This is a genomic window from Paraburkholderia sp. J7, assembly GCF_905220155.1.
Classification (GTDB): domain Bacteria; phylum Pseudomonadota; class Gammaproteobacteria; order Burkholderiales; family Burkholderiaceae; genus Paraburkholderia.
On record NZ_CAJMYZ010000003.1, the window covers coordinates 301233 to 318641 of the forward strand.

The 17409-nt window shown below is 63.3% G+C and carries 13 protein-coding genes; 8 read left to right on the forward strand and 5 right to left on the reverse strand.

From position 1 onward, the window contains the following. Positions 1 to 37: 37 nt before the first annotated feature. Positions 38 to 946: a LysR family transcriptional regulator gene (locus U5A58_RS06890; protein WP_321960843.1), complete on the forward strand. Its 909-nt coding sequence runs from the start codon at positions 38 to 40 to the stop codon at positions 944 to 946. A 223-nt stretch (positions 947 to 1169) separates the two neighbouring features. Further along, the gene (locus tag U5A58_RS06895) at positions 1170 to 1994 is read left to right on the forward strand and encodes an alpha/beta hydrolase (RefSeq protein WP_321960844.1); all 825 of its coding nucleotides are present in this window, start codon (positions 1170 to 1172) and stop codon (positions 1992 to 1994) included. 34 nt (positions 1995 to 2028) lie between these two features. Here U5A58_RS06895 and U5A58_RS06900 read toward each other — a convergent pair whose 3' ends face one another. Together U5A58_RS06900 and U5A58_RS06905 are read right to left on the reverse strand one after the other, a co-directional pair. Next, positions 2029 to 2277, reverse strand: coding sequence for a hypothetical protein (locus U5A58_RS06900; RefSeq protein ID WP_321960845.1), 249 nt, complete (start codon positions 2275 to 2277; stop codon positions 2029 to 2031). 61 nt (positions 2278 to 2338) lie between these two features. Continuing rightward, a complete protein-coding gene (locus tag U5A58_RS06905; protein WP_321947625.1) occupies positions 2339 to 2755 on the reverse strand; it encodes a MarR family winged helix-turn-helix transcriptional regulator in 417 nt (138 codons plus the stop codon). A gap of 433 nt (positions 2756 to 3188) precedes the next feature. Between U5A58_RS06905 and U5A58_RS06910 the strand changes: the two genes are divergently transcribed. Continuing rightward, positions 3189 to 5432: an NADP-dependent isocitrate dehydrogenase gene (locus U5A58_RS06910; RefSeq protein WP_321910322.1), complete on the forward strand. Its 2244-nt coding sequence runs from the start codon at positions 3189 to 3191 to the stop codon at positions 5430 to 5432. Positions 5433 to 5570: 138 nt separating this feature from the next. Here U5A58_RS06910 and ilvD read toward each other — a convergent pair whose 3' ends face one another. Then, a complete protein-coding gene (gene ilvD, locus U5A58_RS06915) occupies positions 5571 to 7430 on the reverse strand; it encodes a dihydroxy-acid dehydratase (RefSeq protein WP_321960846.1) in 1860 nt (619 codons plus the stop codon). A gap of 296 nt (positions 7431 to 7726) precedes the next feature. Between ilvD and U5A58_RS06920 the strand changes: the two genes are divergently transcribed. The 4 genes from U5A58_RS06920 (at position 7727) to U5A58_RS06935 (ending at position 11770) form a co-directional block, all read left to right on the forward strand. After that, a complete protein-coding gene (locus U5A58_RS06920; RefSeq protein ID WP_321960847.1) occupies positions 7727 to 7939 on the forward strand; it encodes a hypothetical protein in 213 nt (70 codons plus the stop codon). A gap of 540 nt (positions 7940 to 8479) precedes the next feature. Next, positions 8480 to 9022: a PAAR domain-containing protein gene (locus tag U5A58_RS06925; protein ID WP_321960848.1), complete on the forward strand. Its 543-nt coding sequence runs from the start codon at positions 8480 to 8482 to the stop codon at positions 9020 to 9022. Then, positions 9015 to 9713 carry a M35 family metallo-endopeptidase gene (locus U5A58_RS06930; RefSeq protein ID WP_321960849.1) on the forward strand — a complete coding sequence of 233 codons (699 nt, stop codon included), beginning with the start codon at positions 9015 to 9017 and terminating at the stop codon, positions 9711 to 9713. Before U5A58_RS06925 ends, U5A58_RS06930 begins: the two co-directional genes overlap by 8 nt. A 668-nt stretch (positions 9714 to 10381) precedes the next feature. After that, complete coding sequence (locus tag U5A58_RS06935; RefSeq protein ID WP_321960850.1) at positions 10382 to 11770, forward strand: alkaline phosphatase family protein; 1389 nt, start codon at positions 10382 to 10384, stop codon at positions 11768 to 11770. 38 nt (positions 11771 to 11808) lie between these two features. Here U5A58_RS06935 and cynR read toward each other — a convergent pair whose 3' ends face one another. Continuing rightward, a complete protein-coding gene (gene cynR / locus U5A58_RS06940; RefSeq protein ID WP_321910331.1) occupies positions 11809 to 12705 on the reverse strand; it encodes a transcriptional regulator CynR in 897 nt (298 codons plus the stop codon). A gap of 183 nt (positions 12706 to 12888) precedes the next feature. Here cynR and U5A58_RS06945 point away from each other — a divergent pair, with 183 nt between their 5' ends. After that, positions 12889 to 13188: a hypothetical protein gene (locus U5A58_RS06945; RefSeq protein WP_321960851.1), complete on the forward strand. Its 300-nt coding sequence runs from the start codon at positions 12889 to 12891 to the stop codon at positions 13186 to 13188. Here the strand turns inward: U5A58_RS06945 and U5A58_RS06950 are convergent. Continuing rightward, positions 13142 to 17338 (reverse strand): sulfite reductase subunit alpha, encoded by a 4197-nt coding sequence (locus U5A58_RS06950; RefSeq protein ID WP_321960852.1) that lies wholly within the window; start codon positions 17336 to 17338, stop codon positions 13142 to 13144. The two genes, U5A58_RS06945 and U5A58_RS06950, sit on opposite strands and share 47 nt — an antisense overlap. Between the last annotated feature and the right edge of the window lie 71 nt (positions 17339 to 17409).

Consider the following 17409-nt stretch of genomic DNA (forward strand, 5'->3'; position numbering starts at 1 on the left):
TCAGGAACGAATCACGCACGGCAACGGGAGCGGCTCGATGGACGCGTTTTCCGATCTGAATCTCTTTGCGCTCGTGGCGCGCAACCGTAATCTGGCGGCGGCCGCCCGCGAACTGGGCGTCACGCCGCCCGCTGTGAGCAAGCGTCTCGCTCAACTGGAGCAGCGCCTGGGCGTGCGGCTCGTGAACCGCACGACACGGCGTCTTTCGCTCACGCCGGAAGGCGAGCTGTATCTCGCGAACGGCTCACGCATCCTCGACGAACTCTCGGAGCTGGAGCAACTCGTCACGCGCAGCCGCGGCGAACCGGCCGGGCTGCTGCGTGTGAACGCGTCGTTCGGTTTTGGCCGCGCGCACGTCGCGCCCGCGGTATCCGCTTACGTCGAGCGGTTTCCCTCGATGAAAATCCAGCTGCAATTGACCGAGCGCCCGCTCAGCCTGCAGGAAGAAGGCTTCGATCTCGGCATTCGCTTCGGCGAGGTGCCCGACGCGCGCATCAACGCGCGTTTGCTGCTGAAAAATCAGCGCATCGTGTGCGCTTCGCCGGCGTATTTGAAACGGCATGGCAATCCATCGGCACCGCACGATCTGACACGCCACGCGTGCATCGTGCTGCGCGAAAACGACTCGGCATACGGCACCTGGCACTTTTCGCGCGGCAAGCGCACGGAAACCGTGAAGGTCGACGGCGCGCTCTCGAGCAACGACGGCAGCACCGTGCTGCGCTGGGCGCTCGACGGACGCGGCATTGTCGTGCGCTCGCAGTGGGAAATCGGCGAGCACATCGAGCGTGGCGAACTCGTGCCGCTGCTTGCCGAATGGGCGCTGCCGAACGCCGATATTCATGCGATCTATCTCGAGCGCAACAAGCTTTCGGCGAAGCTGCGCAGTTTCGTCGAGTTTCTCGGCGACTATCTGCGCGATGCGGTTGGCGCGGAAATGGCTTAGCCACGCCGGGCCGCACACCCTCGCATCATCGAACAGGCGTTCTCTCTATACTCTTTCGCGTGCCTTGCGCCTCTTTCCTGAGGCTCAGCTTCGGGCACGTTCCACCTGCATTGCCCATCCCTGGACGCCGTCACGTACTGCCGCGCGAAACGCGACTGCGCGCGCATGCGCGCCGGTGTCTGTCTGCTTCGTGATGCCGTAGTTAGAAACTGGAGAGTTTCCAATGAGCACCTTCACCACCCGCGATGGCACGTCGATCTATTACAAGGACTGGGGCAGCGGGAAGCCCGTCGTTTTCTCCCACGGCTGGCCGCTTACGGCCGACGCCTGGGACGCTCAAATGCTCTTTCTCGTGCAAAACGGTTTTCGCACGATCGCGCACGACCGCCGCGGCCACGGCCGCTCCGATCAGCCCGCCAAGGGCAACGACATGGACACCTGGGCCGACGACCTCGCCGACCTGCTCGACAAGCTCGACGTGCAGGACGCCACGCTCGTTGGCCATTCCACGGGCGGCGGCGAAGTCGCGCGCTATATCGGCCGCCACGGCACGAAGCGCGTGTCGGGCGCGGTGCTGATCGGCGCGGTGCCGCCCATCATGATCAAGAGCGAGAAGAATCCGGGCGGCCTGCCTAAAGACGTGTTCGACGGCATCCGCAAGGGCGTGATCGACGACCGCTCGCAGTTCTTCAAGGACCTGGCCGTGCCGTTCTACGGCTACAACCGCAGCGGCGCGAAAGTCTCGCAGGGCGTGATCGACTCGTTCTGGCAGCAGGGCATGTGGGGCGGCATCCTCGCGTTGCATGACTGCGTGCACGAGTTCTCCGAAGTCGATTACACGGAAGACCTCAAGAAGTTCGACGTGCCCACGCTGATCCTGCACGGCGACGACGACCAGATCGTGCCGATCGACGACGCCGGCAAGCTCTCCGCGAAAATCGTGAAGGACGCGACGCTCAAGATCTACCCGGGCGCCCCGCACGGCATGTGCACGACGCTGGCCGATCAGGTCAACGCCGATCTGCTCGCGTTCCTCAATCGCAAGTAATGCGGTACGCGGCGTGCCCGCTTGATGTGCCCATTTAGCGCGCGCACGCCGTAAGCGCCTCGACGTATTGCGCCTGCCACGCCGGATCTTGCGCGAACGCCGCGAGATCCGCGTGCAGATCGTTGGCATAGGCCGCGATGCACGCGCGGTTGTTCGCCTCCACGGCACGCGGCATGTAAAGAATTACCGCGACGACCGCTCCCACCGCCAGCGCGGCGATCGCCACGCCAATTGCCCAACGCCAGACCTCCTCCGCCGTCCCTTTCAGCGCCGCTTCGCTCATCGTTCTTCTCCTTATTGATTAGCAAGACAATCATTAGGGTTTTAAAAAAGGCGCGAACGCCTCACGCGAGTCCCTTGCGAATTTTGCGCATGCCGGTGACCGTCGACTCGAACAGGTCCGAGCCCACTTGCGCACGCAGGCGGCGCGCGACTTCGGCGCTCGCACCGTTGATCGGGCCGTCGAGCGCCGCGCCGCTCGCCGTGGGAAAGAGACCCCATTCGCGGGCGTCGGCCTCGCCCTGGCGGCGCTCGAGCAGGTCCTTCTCGCACAGGGTGTCCACGAGGCGCGTGGCCGTGGGCCGCGCAATGCCGAGCGTTTGCGCGACATCGCTCGCCAGGCATCCAGGCTTGGCCAGCACCACGCGCAGCACGAAGCCTTGCGCGGGCGTGAGGCCGAACGGCGCGTAAGCGGCGCTCCACTCGCGCTCGACGAGCCGCGCGAGCGCCGACGAATTGAAGTAAAGGCAGTGATCGAACATGGAACGAATGAGACCACGAATTGATTAGCAAGGCAACCGTTATTGCGCGCTTGAGCGAGGCTGACGGAGCAAAATTCTTATATAAGACTCCCCGATTCACTTCTCTTTTCACAAGGGTCTTTACCAACTTGACACATTATCAAGGGTACGATCCACAAAATCTCAGGGCGGTGAGCGAATCCCCGGAATCACGCTGCAAAGCCTTATGCAACGGGGCTCCGGCGCGGAAACGTTTTCAGCGCGCGGCCGGCCAATCAAGGCAAACGCGCCGACTTTCTGGTCAATTAACATTGCGCAAGCACATTCCACGATATGAAATACATGCATGGTTGGCCCCCAGCCCGCTGCAAATTCAGGCAAAATCCAGGTGTTTCGCCGACTGCGCGCAGCCGGTGGTGTTATCACCCCGTTTTTGAACCCCGCCAAGAAGCCGATGAGTACCCAGCAACCCACCATCATCTATACCCTGACCGATGAAGCGCCGCTGCTCGCCACCAGCGCGTTTCTGCCGATCATCCGCACCTTCGCTGCGCCGGCCGGCGTGAACGTCGAGACCAGCGATATCTCCGTTGCGGGCCGTATCCTCGGCGAGTTCCCGGAATTCCTCACGGAAGACCAGCGCGTGCCGGACAATCTGGCCGAACTGGGCCGTCTCACGCAGTTGCCGGAAACGAACATCATCAAGCTGCCGAACATCAGCGCATCGGTGCCGCAGCTCGTCGCCGCGATCAAGGAACTCCAGGGCAAGGGCTACAAGGTCCCCGATTTCCCTGAAGATCCGAAGACCGACGAAGAAAAGTCCATCCAGAAGCGCTATTCGAAGTGCCTCGGCTCGGCCGTGAACCCGGTGCTGCGCGAAGGCAACTCGGACCGCCGCGCACCGCTCGCAGTCAAGAACTACGCGAAGAAGCACCCGCACAGCATGGGCGAGTGGAGCATGGCTTCGCGCACCCACGTCGCGCACATGAAGCACGGCGACTTCTATCACGGCGAAAAGTCGATCACGAACGACAAGGACCGTGAAGTCCGCATGGAGCTCGTGACGAAGGGCGGCGAGACCATCGTGCTCAAGCCGAAGGTCAAGCTGCAAGCCGGCGAGATCGTCGACAGCATGTTCATGAGCAAGAAGCACCTGCTGGCCTTCTACGAAGAGCAGATGGAAGACGCGCGCAAGACCGGCGTCATGCTCTCGCTGCACGTGAAGGCGACCATGATGAAGGTTTCGCACCCCATCGTGTTCGGCCACGCCGTGCGCACGTTCTACAAGGACGCGTTCGCGAAGCACGCCAAGCTGTTCGAACAGCTCGGCGTGAACGTCAACAACGGCCTCGTCGATCTCTACACGAAGATCGAAACGCTGCCGGAATCGCAGCGCGAAGAAGTCATTCGCGACATGCACGCCTGCCACGAGCACCGTCCGGCGCTCGCCATGGTCGACTCGGCCAAGGGCATCTCGAACCTGCACGCACCGAACGACGTGATCGTCGACGCTTCGATGCCGGCCATGATCCGCGCAGGCGGCAAGATGTGGGGCGCCGACGGCCGTCCGGCCGACACGAAGTGCCTGATTCCGGAAAGCACGTTCGCGCGCATCTACCAGGAAATCATCAACTTCTGCAAGACCAACGGCGCATTCGACCCGCGCACGATGGGCACGGTGCCGAACGTCGGCCTGATGGCGCAGAAGGCTGAAGAGTACGGTTCGCACGACAAGACGTTCGAGATCCCGCAAGACGGCACGGCGCGCATCGTCGACAACGCCACGGGCGAAGTCCTCGAAGCCCTCACGCAGCCCGTCGAGCAAGGCGACATCTGGCGTATGTGTCTCGTGAAGGACGCGCCGATCCGCGACTGGGTCAAGCTCGCCGTCACGCGCGCGAAGAACTCGAACACGCCGGCCGTGTTCTGGCTCGACCCGTACCGTCCGCACGAAAACGAAGTGATCAAGAAGGTCGAAACGTACCTGAAGGATTACGACACGAACGGCCTCGACATCCAGATCATGTCGCAAGTCCGCGCAATGCGTTACACGCTCGAGCGCGTGATCCGCGGTCTGGACACGATCTCGGTCACCGGCAACATCCTGCGCGACTACCTGACCGACCTGTTCCCGATCATGGAACTGGGCACCTCGGCGAAGATGCTCTCGATCGTTCCGCTGATGGCGGGTGGCGGCATGTACGAAACGGGTGCAGGCGGCTCGGCTCCGAAGCACGTGCAGCAGCTGGTTCAGGAAGACCACCTGCGCTGGGACTCGCTCGGCGAATTCCTCGCGCTGGCTGTGTCGCTCGAAGACCTCGGCATCAAGACGAACAACGCGCGCGCCAAGCTGCTCGCGAAGACGCTCGACGCCGCCACCGGCAAGCTGCTCGACAACAACAAGGGCCCGTCGCCGAAGACCGGCGAGCTGGACAACCGCGGCAGCCAGTTCTACCTCTCGATGTACTGGGCACAGGAACTGGCCGCGCAGAAGGACGACGCGGAACTCGCAGCGCAATTCGCACCGCTCGCGAAGGCACTGGCCGACAACGAGCAGACGATCGTTGCCGAGCTGGCTGCGGTTCAGGGCAAGCCGGTCGACATCGGCGGCTACTACAAGCCGGACTTCGTGAAGCTCGCTGAAGTCATGCGCCCGAGCACGACGTTCAACGCCGCGCTCGCAGCCGTTGCGAAGTAATTGATGGAACCCGCCCCTGCGCTTCTCGCGGGGGACGTACCACCAAATGAATCGAGCCTCCCGATGTGATCGGGAGGCTCGATTTTTTTTGCCCTTTCTGCTTGAGGCGAGCCTTGCGGCCCGCCCCTGCGTTCAGGCTTAGTCGTCCAGCAGCGAGAGGTCGCGCACGGCGCCCTTGTCCGCCGACATCACGAGCTTCGCATACGCCTTCAAAGCCGCCGACACCTTGCGCGGACGCGCCTTCGCCGGCTTCCAGCCTCGGGCGTTCTGCTCTTCGCGGCGGCGCGCGAGTTCCTCGTCCGAAACCAGCACGTTGATCGTGCGATTCGGAATATCGATGCGGATCTTGTCGCCGTCGCGCACGAGGCCGATCGCGCCGCCCGCTGCCGCTTCCGGCGAGCAGTGGCCAATCGAGAGGCCCGAGGTGCCGCCCGAGAAGCGGCCGTCGGTCAGGAGCGCGCACGCCTTGCCGAGGCCCTTCGACTTGATGTAGCTCGTCGGGTAGAGCATTTCCTGCATGCCGGGGCCGCCCTTCGGGCCTTCATAGCGCACGATCACGACGTCGCCGGCCTTGACCTTGTCAGCGAGGATGTTTTCCACCGCCTCGTCCTGCGACTCGGTCACGTGAGCCGTGCCTTCGAACACGAGAATGCTGTCGTCCACGCCTGCCGTCTTCACGACGCAGCCGTCGAGCGCGATGTTGCCCGTCAGCACGGCGAGGCCCCCTTCCTTCGAGAACGCGTGCTCATACGAGCGAATGCAGCCTTCAGCGCGGTCCGAGTCGAGGCTCGGCCAGCGGGTGTTCTGGCTGAACGCGACCTGGCTCGGCACGCCAGCGGGACCTGCCATGTAGAACGTCTTGACCGCTTCGTCCTGCGTGCGCTTGATATCCCATTGCTCGAGCGCGTCGCCGAGCGTCGGCGTGTGCACGGTCGGCACATCGGTATGCAGCTTGCCCGCGCGCTCCAGCTCGCCGAGGATCGCCATGATGCCGCCCGCGCGGTGCACGTCTTCGATGTGGTACTTGTTCGTGTTCGGCGCGACCTTGCACAGCTGCGGCACGACGCGCGAAAGGCGGTCGATGTCGGTCATGCCGAAGTCGATGCCCGCTTCCTGCGCAATGGCCAGCAAGTGGAGGATCGTGTTGGTCGAGCCGCCCATGGCGATGTCGAGCGTCATGGCATTTTCGAACGCCTTGAAACCCACCGAGCGCGGCAGCACGCGCTCGTCTTCCTGCTCGTAGTACTGGCGCGCGAGTTCGACGATGCGGCGGCCGGCGCGCTTGAAGAGCTGTTCGCGGTCCGCGTGCGTGGCGACCACGGTGCCGTTGCCCGGCAGCGAAAGACCCAGCGCCTCGGTCAGGCAGTTCATGGAGTTGGCCGTGAACATGCCCGAGCACGAACCGCAGGTCGGGCAGGCGGAGCGCTCGACTTCGGCCACTTCGGCGTCGGAGTACTTGCTATCCGCCGCGATCACCATGGCGTCGATCAGGTCGAGCTTCTTGACTTCGATCGCTTTGGTGACGGGGTTCGCGAGGCGCGTCTTGCCCGCTTCCATCGGGCCGCCCGAGACGAAGATCACGGGGATGTTCAGGCGCATGGCGGCCATGAGCATGCCTGGGGTGATCTTGTCGCAGTTCGAGATGCAGACCATGGCGTCGGCGCAGTGCGCGTTGACCATGTATTCCACCGAGTCCGCGATGATGTCGCGGCTCGGCAGCGAATACAGCATGCCGTCGTGGCCCATGGCGATGCCGTCATCGACGGCGATCGTGTTGAATTCCTTGGCTACGCCGCCCGCGGCTTCGATTTCGCGCGCAACGAGCTGGCCGAGGTCTTTCAGGTGCACATGGCCGGGAACGAACTGGGTGAACGAGTTGACGACCGCGATGATCGGCTTGGAGAAGTCTTCGTCTTTCATGCCGGTGGCGCGCCAGAGGGAGCGCGCACCTGCCATGTTGCGGCCGGCGGTGGAAGTTTTGGAACGGTATGCGGGCATTGTGGCTGTAGGAGAAAAATCGCAGAAAGGAAGCGGGCCACGGGAATAAAGGCCCCACGCACGCCCTTGCGAACAACCTCTTGAGCTGTGCTCTGGGCAGAACCCGTAATTATCCCACAGGCCTCGGCGCCGCGCTGTCCGCAGCGGTTTTGGCGGTTTTTCTCGCTCCATCATTCGCGCTTTGCATGCCTGGACGCCCCCACATTTTTGGCGGCAGATGTCGAATGAATTCTGGCGGCGTATGGTGGCCATACAGCGTCGTGCAGACGCGCAAACTCAAGCACCTCGGGGGCAATATGAAACATTGGCAACACGCGCGGCGACGCGCCACCTGGGCCGTCACAGGCCTCGCACTCGGGCTCGTTGCAACGGGTGCGGGCGTGCACCTCTGGCTGCGCGCCCCGGCAGGCGGCGCAGCGGATCAGTCGGTTGCGGTCGGCGCGATCCTGCTCGGCGTTTTCACGGCGATCTGCGCCGGACATGAAATCTGGCGCGCGAGGATGCGGTAGGGGCGGCAGGTATCGATCAAACCTCGACGACGCCGACGCGAGACGCGGGCGTTTGGGGGACTTTACGCCACGGCGCTCTGCGAGGCCCATTCGCGGTGCACTTATGCGCGCGAGCAACTTTGCAATGATCGCGCCCCAAACCTTGCCGTCATCATCGAGGCCCCTGCACAGCAGGCGCGACCTAAGCAGTAACGCGCCGCGTGTAAGCATTTCCGCCCTTTCGCCTCGCCGTCCGGCGCGGCCCTTCATTTATTCGGAACAAATTTCAAGCACCCGGATAAATCGCAATACAGGACAGATTTTGTCCAATGCCCAATTGCGCGGACACCGCGATGCGTGGCGAATCGCCGCCGCCCCCGTCTTTCCCCATTTCAGACCAGTCTGATTTCGCGACACGCAGCACGCCTCGAGCATCGTCCAAATGGGCAGTCGCTTGTCCATCCAATTGCGCCGGTCGCGTCACCGGGCCGGTCGCTTTTATCTACTTCCCGGAGGTATGGAGATGTCGGCAAAGCAGCAACGCACCACGAGAGCTCCGAAATGAGGCGAGCCATTCTGAAACTGGGAGACAAAACAACGGCGGGCGGTGTCGTACTCGAAGGCGTTGATGGCTGCACGCATCACGGAACACCGCTGACGTTTATCGGCGCGAAGATCTGGTGCCCCGCGTGCAATTCGGAAGGCGTGATCGGCTGGAATGGCCCACACCGAAAGGCGACGATGAGGGGTAAGCAGCAGGCCCTGGAAGGCGATCTTTGCCTCTGCAGGTGCGATCCGCCGCCTGTACTTATCGCCTCGCAGAATAGCGCCTGGCACGTGTTCGAGGCATGCGAACTGGCGGGCACTCGGTACGCATCTGTGGGCACGGCCGGTTCAGCACCACATCGCGGCATATACGACGAGCAATACACGCTAAAAGGCAGTGACGGGCGTCCGCTTGCGGGTATGCCATATCGAATCGTTACCGCCAGCGGGCGCGTTATAAATGGAACAACAAACGGTGTGGGGCAAACGAAACGTATTGAGACAGATGGTAAGGAAAAACTCAAACTCTACACAACCGAAGGCGGCGAGAATGCGTGACTTCACCGGCAAAAACAAATACGATTTTGATATTAGCGACGGTGAAGAATGGTTCGAAATACATTCCACCGCAGTCACCAACACTATTCCGGGGTCGATGGTTGAGGTAACCATAAACAATAAGACAATCTGTGAAAACCTGACCAACAGGGATTTTAGGGAAATCATCATAAGCATTCTTCAACGCGCAATTCCGTTGGTTGACAATCGCATCGCGGCGTTAAGAATGTGGTCGCCGAGTGAACGCGCGCGCGTCCAGCGGTGGTTCGGTCGAGCTGACGAATCGGCTCGCGCGATTCTCATAAACGGCTTGCCACGAATTGCCACCGTACTTCGTGGCCTGAGCCCCGCGAATTTTATTCGTTCAAGTCCAGATCGGGATAGAGCGCTAGGTTGCACCCCCAATCCGGTGAGCAACCGTCAGGAAGCGGCTCATGTTTGTGCGCCAGATACCGCAACGCATACGATCAGCATTAGCCCCAACTTTTGTTCAATGCGTCACTGGTCGGCTGATGCAGACTCACGTGTTTCGACAGTCATTCATGAAGTTACACATTTCATCGACACTATGGCTACGAAGGATCACAAGTACACGATAGCGTATACGCTACGAGATTGGGCGCAAGAACATTCCGATCTCGCACTCAATAACGCGGACAGCGTAGCCGGATATATTGTTGAAGGAGACTGAATTGAAGCGATTCATTTTTCTGAGCCTCTTCTTCCTTAGCCTGTCAAAGGCGTTTGCTTGCTCGGATTCATCGAGCCAACCCGGTTCAACCAGAGATATTAATTTCAATTTCAATTCAAGCATAATCACCAATGCAGAAATTCTTTCGCTTGCAAATTGGATCTTGGACTCACGCGGGACGTTCTCCACTCTCGAGGGTGTTTCTATAATTGGACTTGCTGACGCGCGCGAGCGGAATCCACAACGCATGGCGGAAGACCGGGCCAACAACGTCAAGCACGTACTAGACGTGTTAGGCGTCCGATCTGCGACGACGGGCGTCATAGCCCACATTTATAAGCCCACTCTGCCGAGAGACAAATATGAGCCCACTGGCACAAGAGCAGAAGTCACGCTAATTCCAGGTTGTGCAAAAAACTAGCCCTTCCGCTTGCTACCCCCGCATCGGCGGGGCTTTACGATCAACAAAAGTAACGGCAAATCGTCTAGCGCCAAGTTAATGGCTCAGGTGCCCCACGTTTCGCCCGCCCTTCGCTTTCAAAACGCCTGACTTAGCCAACTCTGCCCGATTCAATCAATTTCCCCCGACGCACTCAGGGTTCCCGCACCTTGCACAAAGCGTGCGGCTGCACCAATACTCTGCGTCAGTCCCCGCGACGGAGAGACCCATGCCCATGCAGAACATCAAGCACGTCGTTGTCGTGATGTTCGAAAACCGTTCGTTTGACACGATGCTTGGCGGCTTGTACACGAACGGCAGCAGCCCCACGCATTTCCTCCCCGCCGCCAGCGCGGACCGGCCGTTCGACGGCCTCAAGGCGGGCCTGAGTAACCCGACCCGGGCAGGCGGCACTATCGCCGCGACCACACCGGCCTCCACGGCCACGCTGCCCGACCCCGATCCGCAGGAAACGTTCGCAAACGTGCACATCCAGTTGTTCGGCAACGCCGCTGGGGCCGAGCCCATGTCCGGCTTCGTCCAGGACTACGAAACGACCGCGACGACAGATGCAAGCCAGGTCATGCAGTGCCACAGCCCCGACCAGTTGAAGGTGCTCGCAACGCTCGCGCGCGAATACGCCGTTTCGGATGCCTGGTTCGCGAGCGTGCCGAGCCAGACCTGGCCGAACCGCGCGTTTGCCCAGGCGGGCACGTCGAACGGGCATGTCGACAACGGCTCGCCGCCCGATCCGTTCGACTGGCAGGTGCGCACCATCTTCAACGTGTTGAGTGACGTGGACATGAGCTGGGCCGTGTACAGCGCCGCGCTCGTCGCGCCGTCGCTCACGCTCACCATGTTCCCAACATTATGGGATCCAAAATATAAAGCGAATTTTCAGCGCTTCGGCAACTTCGTCTCGGACTGCGAGAACAACACGCTGCCGCAGTATTCGTTCATCGAGCCGCGCTTTCTGCTCGATCCCAACGACCAGCACCCGCCACACGACGTCTATGCGGGCGAAAGCTTTCTCTACGACATCTGGCATGCGTTGAGCACCTCGCCCGCATGGCCCGAAACGCTGCTCGTGATCACTTACGACGAGCACGGCGGCACTTACGATCACGTCCTTCCGCCCGCCAACGCCGTGGCGCCCGATACCGCAAGCAACCCCGGAGACCAGAACTTCGCCTTCGACAGCTTTGGCGTGCGCGTGCCAGCGGTCGTGGTTTCGCCCTATATCGCACCGGGCACCGTATTTCGCTCGCCCAGCGCCACGCCTTACGACCACACGTCGATTCTCGCCACGCTGCGCGACTGGCTCGACATCGCCCCCGCCGACATGCTTGCGAGCAAGCGCGTGGCGGCCGCGCCCACGCTGGCTCCGTTGCTCACACTGGACACGCCGCGCACGGACTTGCCAGCCATCGCCGCGCCGCCTGCCTCCGGCTTTATTGCGACCAACCTCGCCCGCCCGCTGAACGACCTGCAAAAGAGCCTCGTAAGCGGCACGGCACGGCGCACCGGGCTCGACCCGGCGGCCACGCTCGGCGCGATGAGCACTCGCCAGCACGCGGTGGACTTCTTCCACAACCTGCTTTCGTCCGGGCACTCCTGAGCGGATCAACGAACCGAAAGGGGCATGCGACGCATGCCTCAGGCTTCGCCCAGCCCCTCCTGCGCAATCAACCCGAACAGCACGTCCGAAAACGCGTTGGCGGCGAGCGTGCTCGATGCGTGCCGCCGCTTGAGCAGCGCAACCGTGCGCTGCGGCAACGCCGGCATGACGGGCAGCGTGACGAGCCCGCGATGCTCGCGCAGCACCGCCGATGGCAGCAGGGTGGCGAGCGTGCCGTCCTTCACGAGCTTGAGCACCGTGCCCACCGAGTTGGCCTGCAGCATGACGCGCGGAATCAACTGGTGCGCTCGGAAATACGCATCGGCGAAACGCCGCACCACGAAGTCCGGGCTCAGCAGTGCAAGCGGCATCGCCGCAAGCTGGTCAGCCGTCACTTCGGCGCGGCGGCGCGCGAGCGGATGGCGCGTGGCCACAAGCAGCGCCATGTGCTCGGCAAAGAGCGGACGCACTTCGATTTCATCGGAGCGCACGTCCGTGAAGCCAATGCCGAGATCGATTTCGTCACGCTCGAGCCCCCCTTCGATGTCCTCCAGTGGCCGCTCGCTCACGTCGAGCGCGATAGCCGGATGCGCTTCACGAAAACTGCGCAGCGCGGGGCCGATCAGATATTCCGCGAAAGTGGGGGTATAGGCGAGCCGCAGCAGGCCGCGCGTGAGGTCGCGCACGTCGTGCAGCGCACGCTTGCCCGCATCGAGATGCGCGAGCGCCTGGCGCGCGTGGTCGATGTACACGCGCCCGAATTCGGTGAGGCTGATGGCCCGGCCGCTGCGGTCGAACAGCGCCCCGCCAAGCTCGTTTTCCAGTTGGCGGATCTGCTGTGAGAGCGCCGGCTGCGAAACGTGCAGCACTTCGGCTGCGCGCGTGAAATTCTTCAACTCCGCCACGGTGAGCACGTAGCGTATCGAGCGAAGCATCAAGATGGCTTGCCTCCCGAATGTCTCCGGATTCTTTTCATAAGGTGCGCTTATCGCGACGATCCAAATATCGTCTTGGACGTGAGCGCGCGCCCTGCGCAAAATAGTTTGCGATGGCGGCGATCCGGTGCGCCCTGCGCGCTGCATCGCTTGCCGGACACCATTCTACCGGGGAGCAAACGGATGTTCGAGTCGATCTCGATGAGCGTGGCGGCGGTGTTCGCAGGCTCGTGCCTGACGTTTCTCATCGCCGTCCTGCTGCCCGAACCCGTTGTGGCCAAAGGCGCCGAGGGCGGCCTTTATGCCGGGCTTGGCAATGAAGATAAAAGTTTCGTGCGCGCGAGCCAGGCGCGCACGCGGCGCTTTCGCGCGCTGAAAACGTGGCGCGCGGGCGGCCGCCGTTCGCCGGGCACGACGGTAGTCGCGGGTTGCCCCGTCAATAGACGTCGCGTACGTAGCGTTTGTCCCGCCCGAGCGCACTGACATAGTCGTGCGCGGCCTCGGCGCTCATGCCGCCATGGGCCGCCACCACGTCCCGGAGCGCCGCATCCACATCCTTAGCCATGCGGCTCGCATCGCCGCACACGTAGAGGTGTGCCCCTTCCTGCAGCCACGCCCATAGCTGCGCGCCCTGCTCGCGCATACGATCCTGCACGTACACCTTCTCGGTCTGGTCGCGCGAGAACGCGAGATCGAGGCGGTCGAGGTGGCCGTCCTTGCGCATTTGCTCCAGTTCGTCGCGATAGTAGAAGTCGGTGGCGGCGTGCTGCTCGCCGAAGAAGAGCCAGTTGCGGCCCGTATCGCCACGCGCCTGCCGCTCGTGCAGGAAGGCGCGGAACGGGGCGACGCCGGTGCCGGGGCCGACCATGATCATCGGCGCGTCGCCATTGCGCGGCGGCCGGAAATGCGTGCTTTTCTGCACGAACACGGGCACGCTGCCCTCGTGCGCGCGGTCGGCGAGGAAGGTCGACGCCACGCCCTTGCGCTCGCGGCGGCCGTTGTTATAGCGCACGGCCGATACGGTCAGATGCACCTCGCCCGCATGCGCCTTCGGGCTCGACGAAATCGAATAGAGCCGCGGCTGCAGGCGTTTGAGCATGCCGAGCAGTTCGGGCGCGGTCATGTCGACGGGGTATTCGTGCAGCACGTCGGCGAGCTGCTGGCCCCAGAGCCAGTTGCGCAGATCGCCCTTGCGCGCCTCGTCCAGCATCTCGGCAAGGCCGCGCGAGCGCGTGCGCGACGCGATGAACGCAAGCGCATCGGGGCTCGGGCGCGCGATCTCGTAGTGCTTGCTCAGCGCCTCGCCAAGGCGCATCTCGCCCTGGCCGCTCACGGCGACCGCGGTGTCGGCGGCGAGGCGCGTGAGGCCCAGCAATTCGTCCACGAGCGCGGGGCAATTGGTCGGCCACACGCCGAGCGCATCGCCCGCTTCATAGTCGAGGCCCGCCTCGCCCGTTGCAAGCGAGAAGTAGCGCGTGTCCTTCGTCGCGCCCTTCATGTTCAGGCGCACGTTGCTCAGGAGCTTCGAGGCGGCCGGGCGCGCTTTGGTCGCCGCGCATCCTGGCAGCACCTCGGGAATCGAACCGTCGGCGGGCACGGCGTGCAGCGCCGCATCTTCCTGCTTGATACGCACGACGATCCGATCGAGCCATGCGTCTGCGGCGCTCTGGTACTCGCTGTCGCAATCCACCCGCTCCATGAGGCGCGTGGCGCCCAGCGCTTCGAGGCGCGCGTCGAGCTTGCGGCCGTGACCGCAAAACGCGTCGTAATTGCGGTCGCCCAAGGCGAGCACCGAGAAGCGCAGCGATGCAAGACGCGGCGCATTCTCTGCCGCGAGCGCGCTCCAGAACGCCTCGCCATTGTCCGGCGCATCGCCGTCGCCGAACGTGCTCGTCATCAGGAGTGCGTACTGTGCCTTTTCGAGGCTGGCGAGCGAGTAATCGGCCATGCAGGCCGTACGGATCTCGAAGCCCGATTCCATGAGCTGCGTGGCGTACTGCTCGACGAGCGATTCGACATTGCCTGTTTGCGAGGCCCACAGCAGCACGACCTTCGGGCGCGTGTGCGCAATGCGCACACCATGCGGCTTTTCTTCCGGAGCGGCCGGCACGGCGAGCGAAGCCGTACGCGCGCCAGGCTCGCCGCGGCTGAACAAGCCCGCCAGCAGCCCGTCCAGCCATACGCGCGTGCCTGCCGGGAAGGGGGCGTGCGCGGGCAGCACGGGCACGCCAACGGGCTCGGCTGCCCTCAACGAGCGCAGGCCGCCGACAAAGCCCGAGAGGTACTGGCGCTCTGCGTCGCTCAGTTGTGGCGCGGCGATGTCGTCGAGACCGAGTAGCTGAGAAAAGGCATCGATACGGGACATGTCGAGTTCCTGAAACGGGTTGACGGCTTGCGGCGGGCTCGCGTCGAGCGTGGCCGCGTCGGCAAAGGCATCGGCGGCATCCGGCGTGCGCTCGCTCTCGCGCGGCGCAGATTGCGGACCGACGCGCGAGAGCGCCACCGCGCAGAATTTCAATTCGGGCTGCTGGGAAATGGGGTCGACCGCATCGCTCGTGAGCGCGTTCACGCAGAGTTCCTCGCCATACACGTCGTTCCAGTGCATCGGCGCGAAACAGTTGCCGGGACGCACGCGCTCCGTCACGACGGCGGGTAACACCACCCGCCCACGACGCGAACGCACTTCCACGCGATCCTTCGCGGCAATGCCGAGCGCAGCGGCGTCTTCCGGGTGAATCTCGACGAAGGGGCCCGGGTTGAGCTTGTTGAGCATCGGCACCTTGCCGGTCTTCGTCATGGTGTGCCACTGATGCTGTAACCGGCCCGTGTTGAACACGACCGGATACGTGCCATCCGGCAGTTCGGCGGGCGCGACATGCGGGCGCGCGAAGAACACACCCTTGCCGTGGGGCGTCGCGAAAGCGATGCGAGGGCGCGTGCCGTCTGCGTCTTCCTTCAGCGTCTGGCTCACGCCGTCGTTCACATAGCGCAGCGGATTGCGATCGCTCATGGCATCCGGTGCGATGGGCCATTGCAGCGGCGTTTCGCGCAGCTTCGCGTGACTCGCGCCGCGCAGGTCGTAGCCCGTCTTCGGGTTCGAGAACCGCGCGATTTCGTCGAATATCTCGGCGGCGCTCTCGTAGCTGAACGCGTGCGCAAAACCCATCTCACAGGCCACGCGCGCGATGATCTGCCAGTCGGGCAGCGCTTCGCCCGGCGCTTCGACGGCTTGCTGCATGAGCGTCATGTTGCGCTCGGAGTTGATCATCACGCCCTCGGCCTCGGCCCAAAGCGCGCCGGGCAGCAGCACGTCGGCGTACTGATTCGTTTCGGTGTCCAGAAAAGCGTCCTGGGCGATCACCAGTTCGGCGGCTTTCAGGCCAGCCACCACCGTCTGCCGGTTTGCGACGCTCGCAACGGGATTCGTGCAGATGATCCAGCACGCCTTGATCTCGCCTGCCGCCATGCGCGAGAACATGTCGATGGTGCCGCCGCCCACTTTCACGGGCAGCGTGCCGGGCGCCACACCCCACGCCGCTTCCACGAATGCGCGGTCGTCTTGCGCGAGCACCGTGCGCTGCCCGGGCAGGCCCGGCCCCATATAGCCCATTTCACGCCCGCCCATGGCGTTCGGCTGCCCCGTGAGCGAGAACGGGCCGCTGCCGGGGCGGCAAATCTTGCCCGTCGCCAGATGCAGGTTGCAGATCGCGTTCGTGCTCCACGTGCCATGCGTGCTCTGGTTCAGGCCCATGGTCCAGCAGCTCATCCACTCGGGCGCTTCGCCTATCATCTGCGCCGCGCGGAGAATGTCGTCAACGGCCAGGCCCGTGATTTCAGCGACCTTCTGCGGCGTGTAGTCGTCGAGGAACGCGGGCAGCGCGTCCCATCCTTCGGTGTACTGTGCAATGAAGTCTGCGTCGGTGTGACCGTTCTTGTGCAACAGGTGCAGCAAGCCATTGAGCAGCGCGAGGTCGGTGCCCGGCGCGATCTGCAGAAAGAGCGAAGCCTTGTCTGCGGTCGCCGTGCGGCGCGGGTCCACCACTATGAGCTTCGCCCCGGCTTTCACGCGGTCCATCATGCGCAGGAACAGGATGGGATGGCAGTCCGCCATATTCGCGCCGATCACGAAGAACAGGTCTGCCTTATCGAAGTCCTGATACGAGCCCGGGGGGCCGTCCGCGCCCAGCGAAAGCTTGTAGCCGCTGCCTGCGCTCGCCATGCACAGACGTGAGTTCGATTCGATATTGTTGGTGCGCACAAAGCCCTTGGCGAGCTTGTTCACGAGATACTGCGCCTCGATCGACATTTGCCCCGATACGTAGAACGACAGTGCGTCGGGACCGTGCGCGTCGAGCGTCGCGCGCAGGCGGCGCGCGGTATCGGCGATCGCCTGCGCGAGCGGCAGCGGCACCGGGTCCTCGTCGCGCGCATGGCGCACGAATGCACGCTCGAGACGCCCCGACTTGCGCAGCGCCACGTGCGCCGAGGAACCCTTCGTGCAGAGGCGGCCGAAGTTGGTCGGATGCTCGGCGTCGCCGGAGATCTTCGCGACCTGACCGTCCTCGACGTGCAGGATCATCCCGCAGCCTACGCCGCAGTACGGGCAAACGCTTTTTACGCTCTCGCTGCTCATGCGGTCGATCGATATCAGCTTGAAACAGATTCAGGGTGCGCGGCGCTACGTGCGCGCCGCGCCTTCGTCAT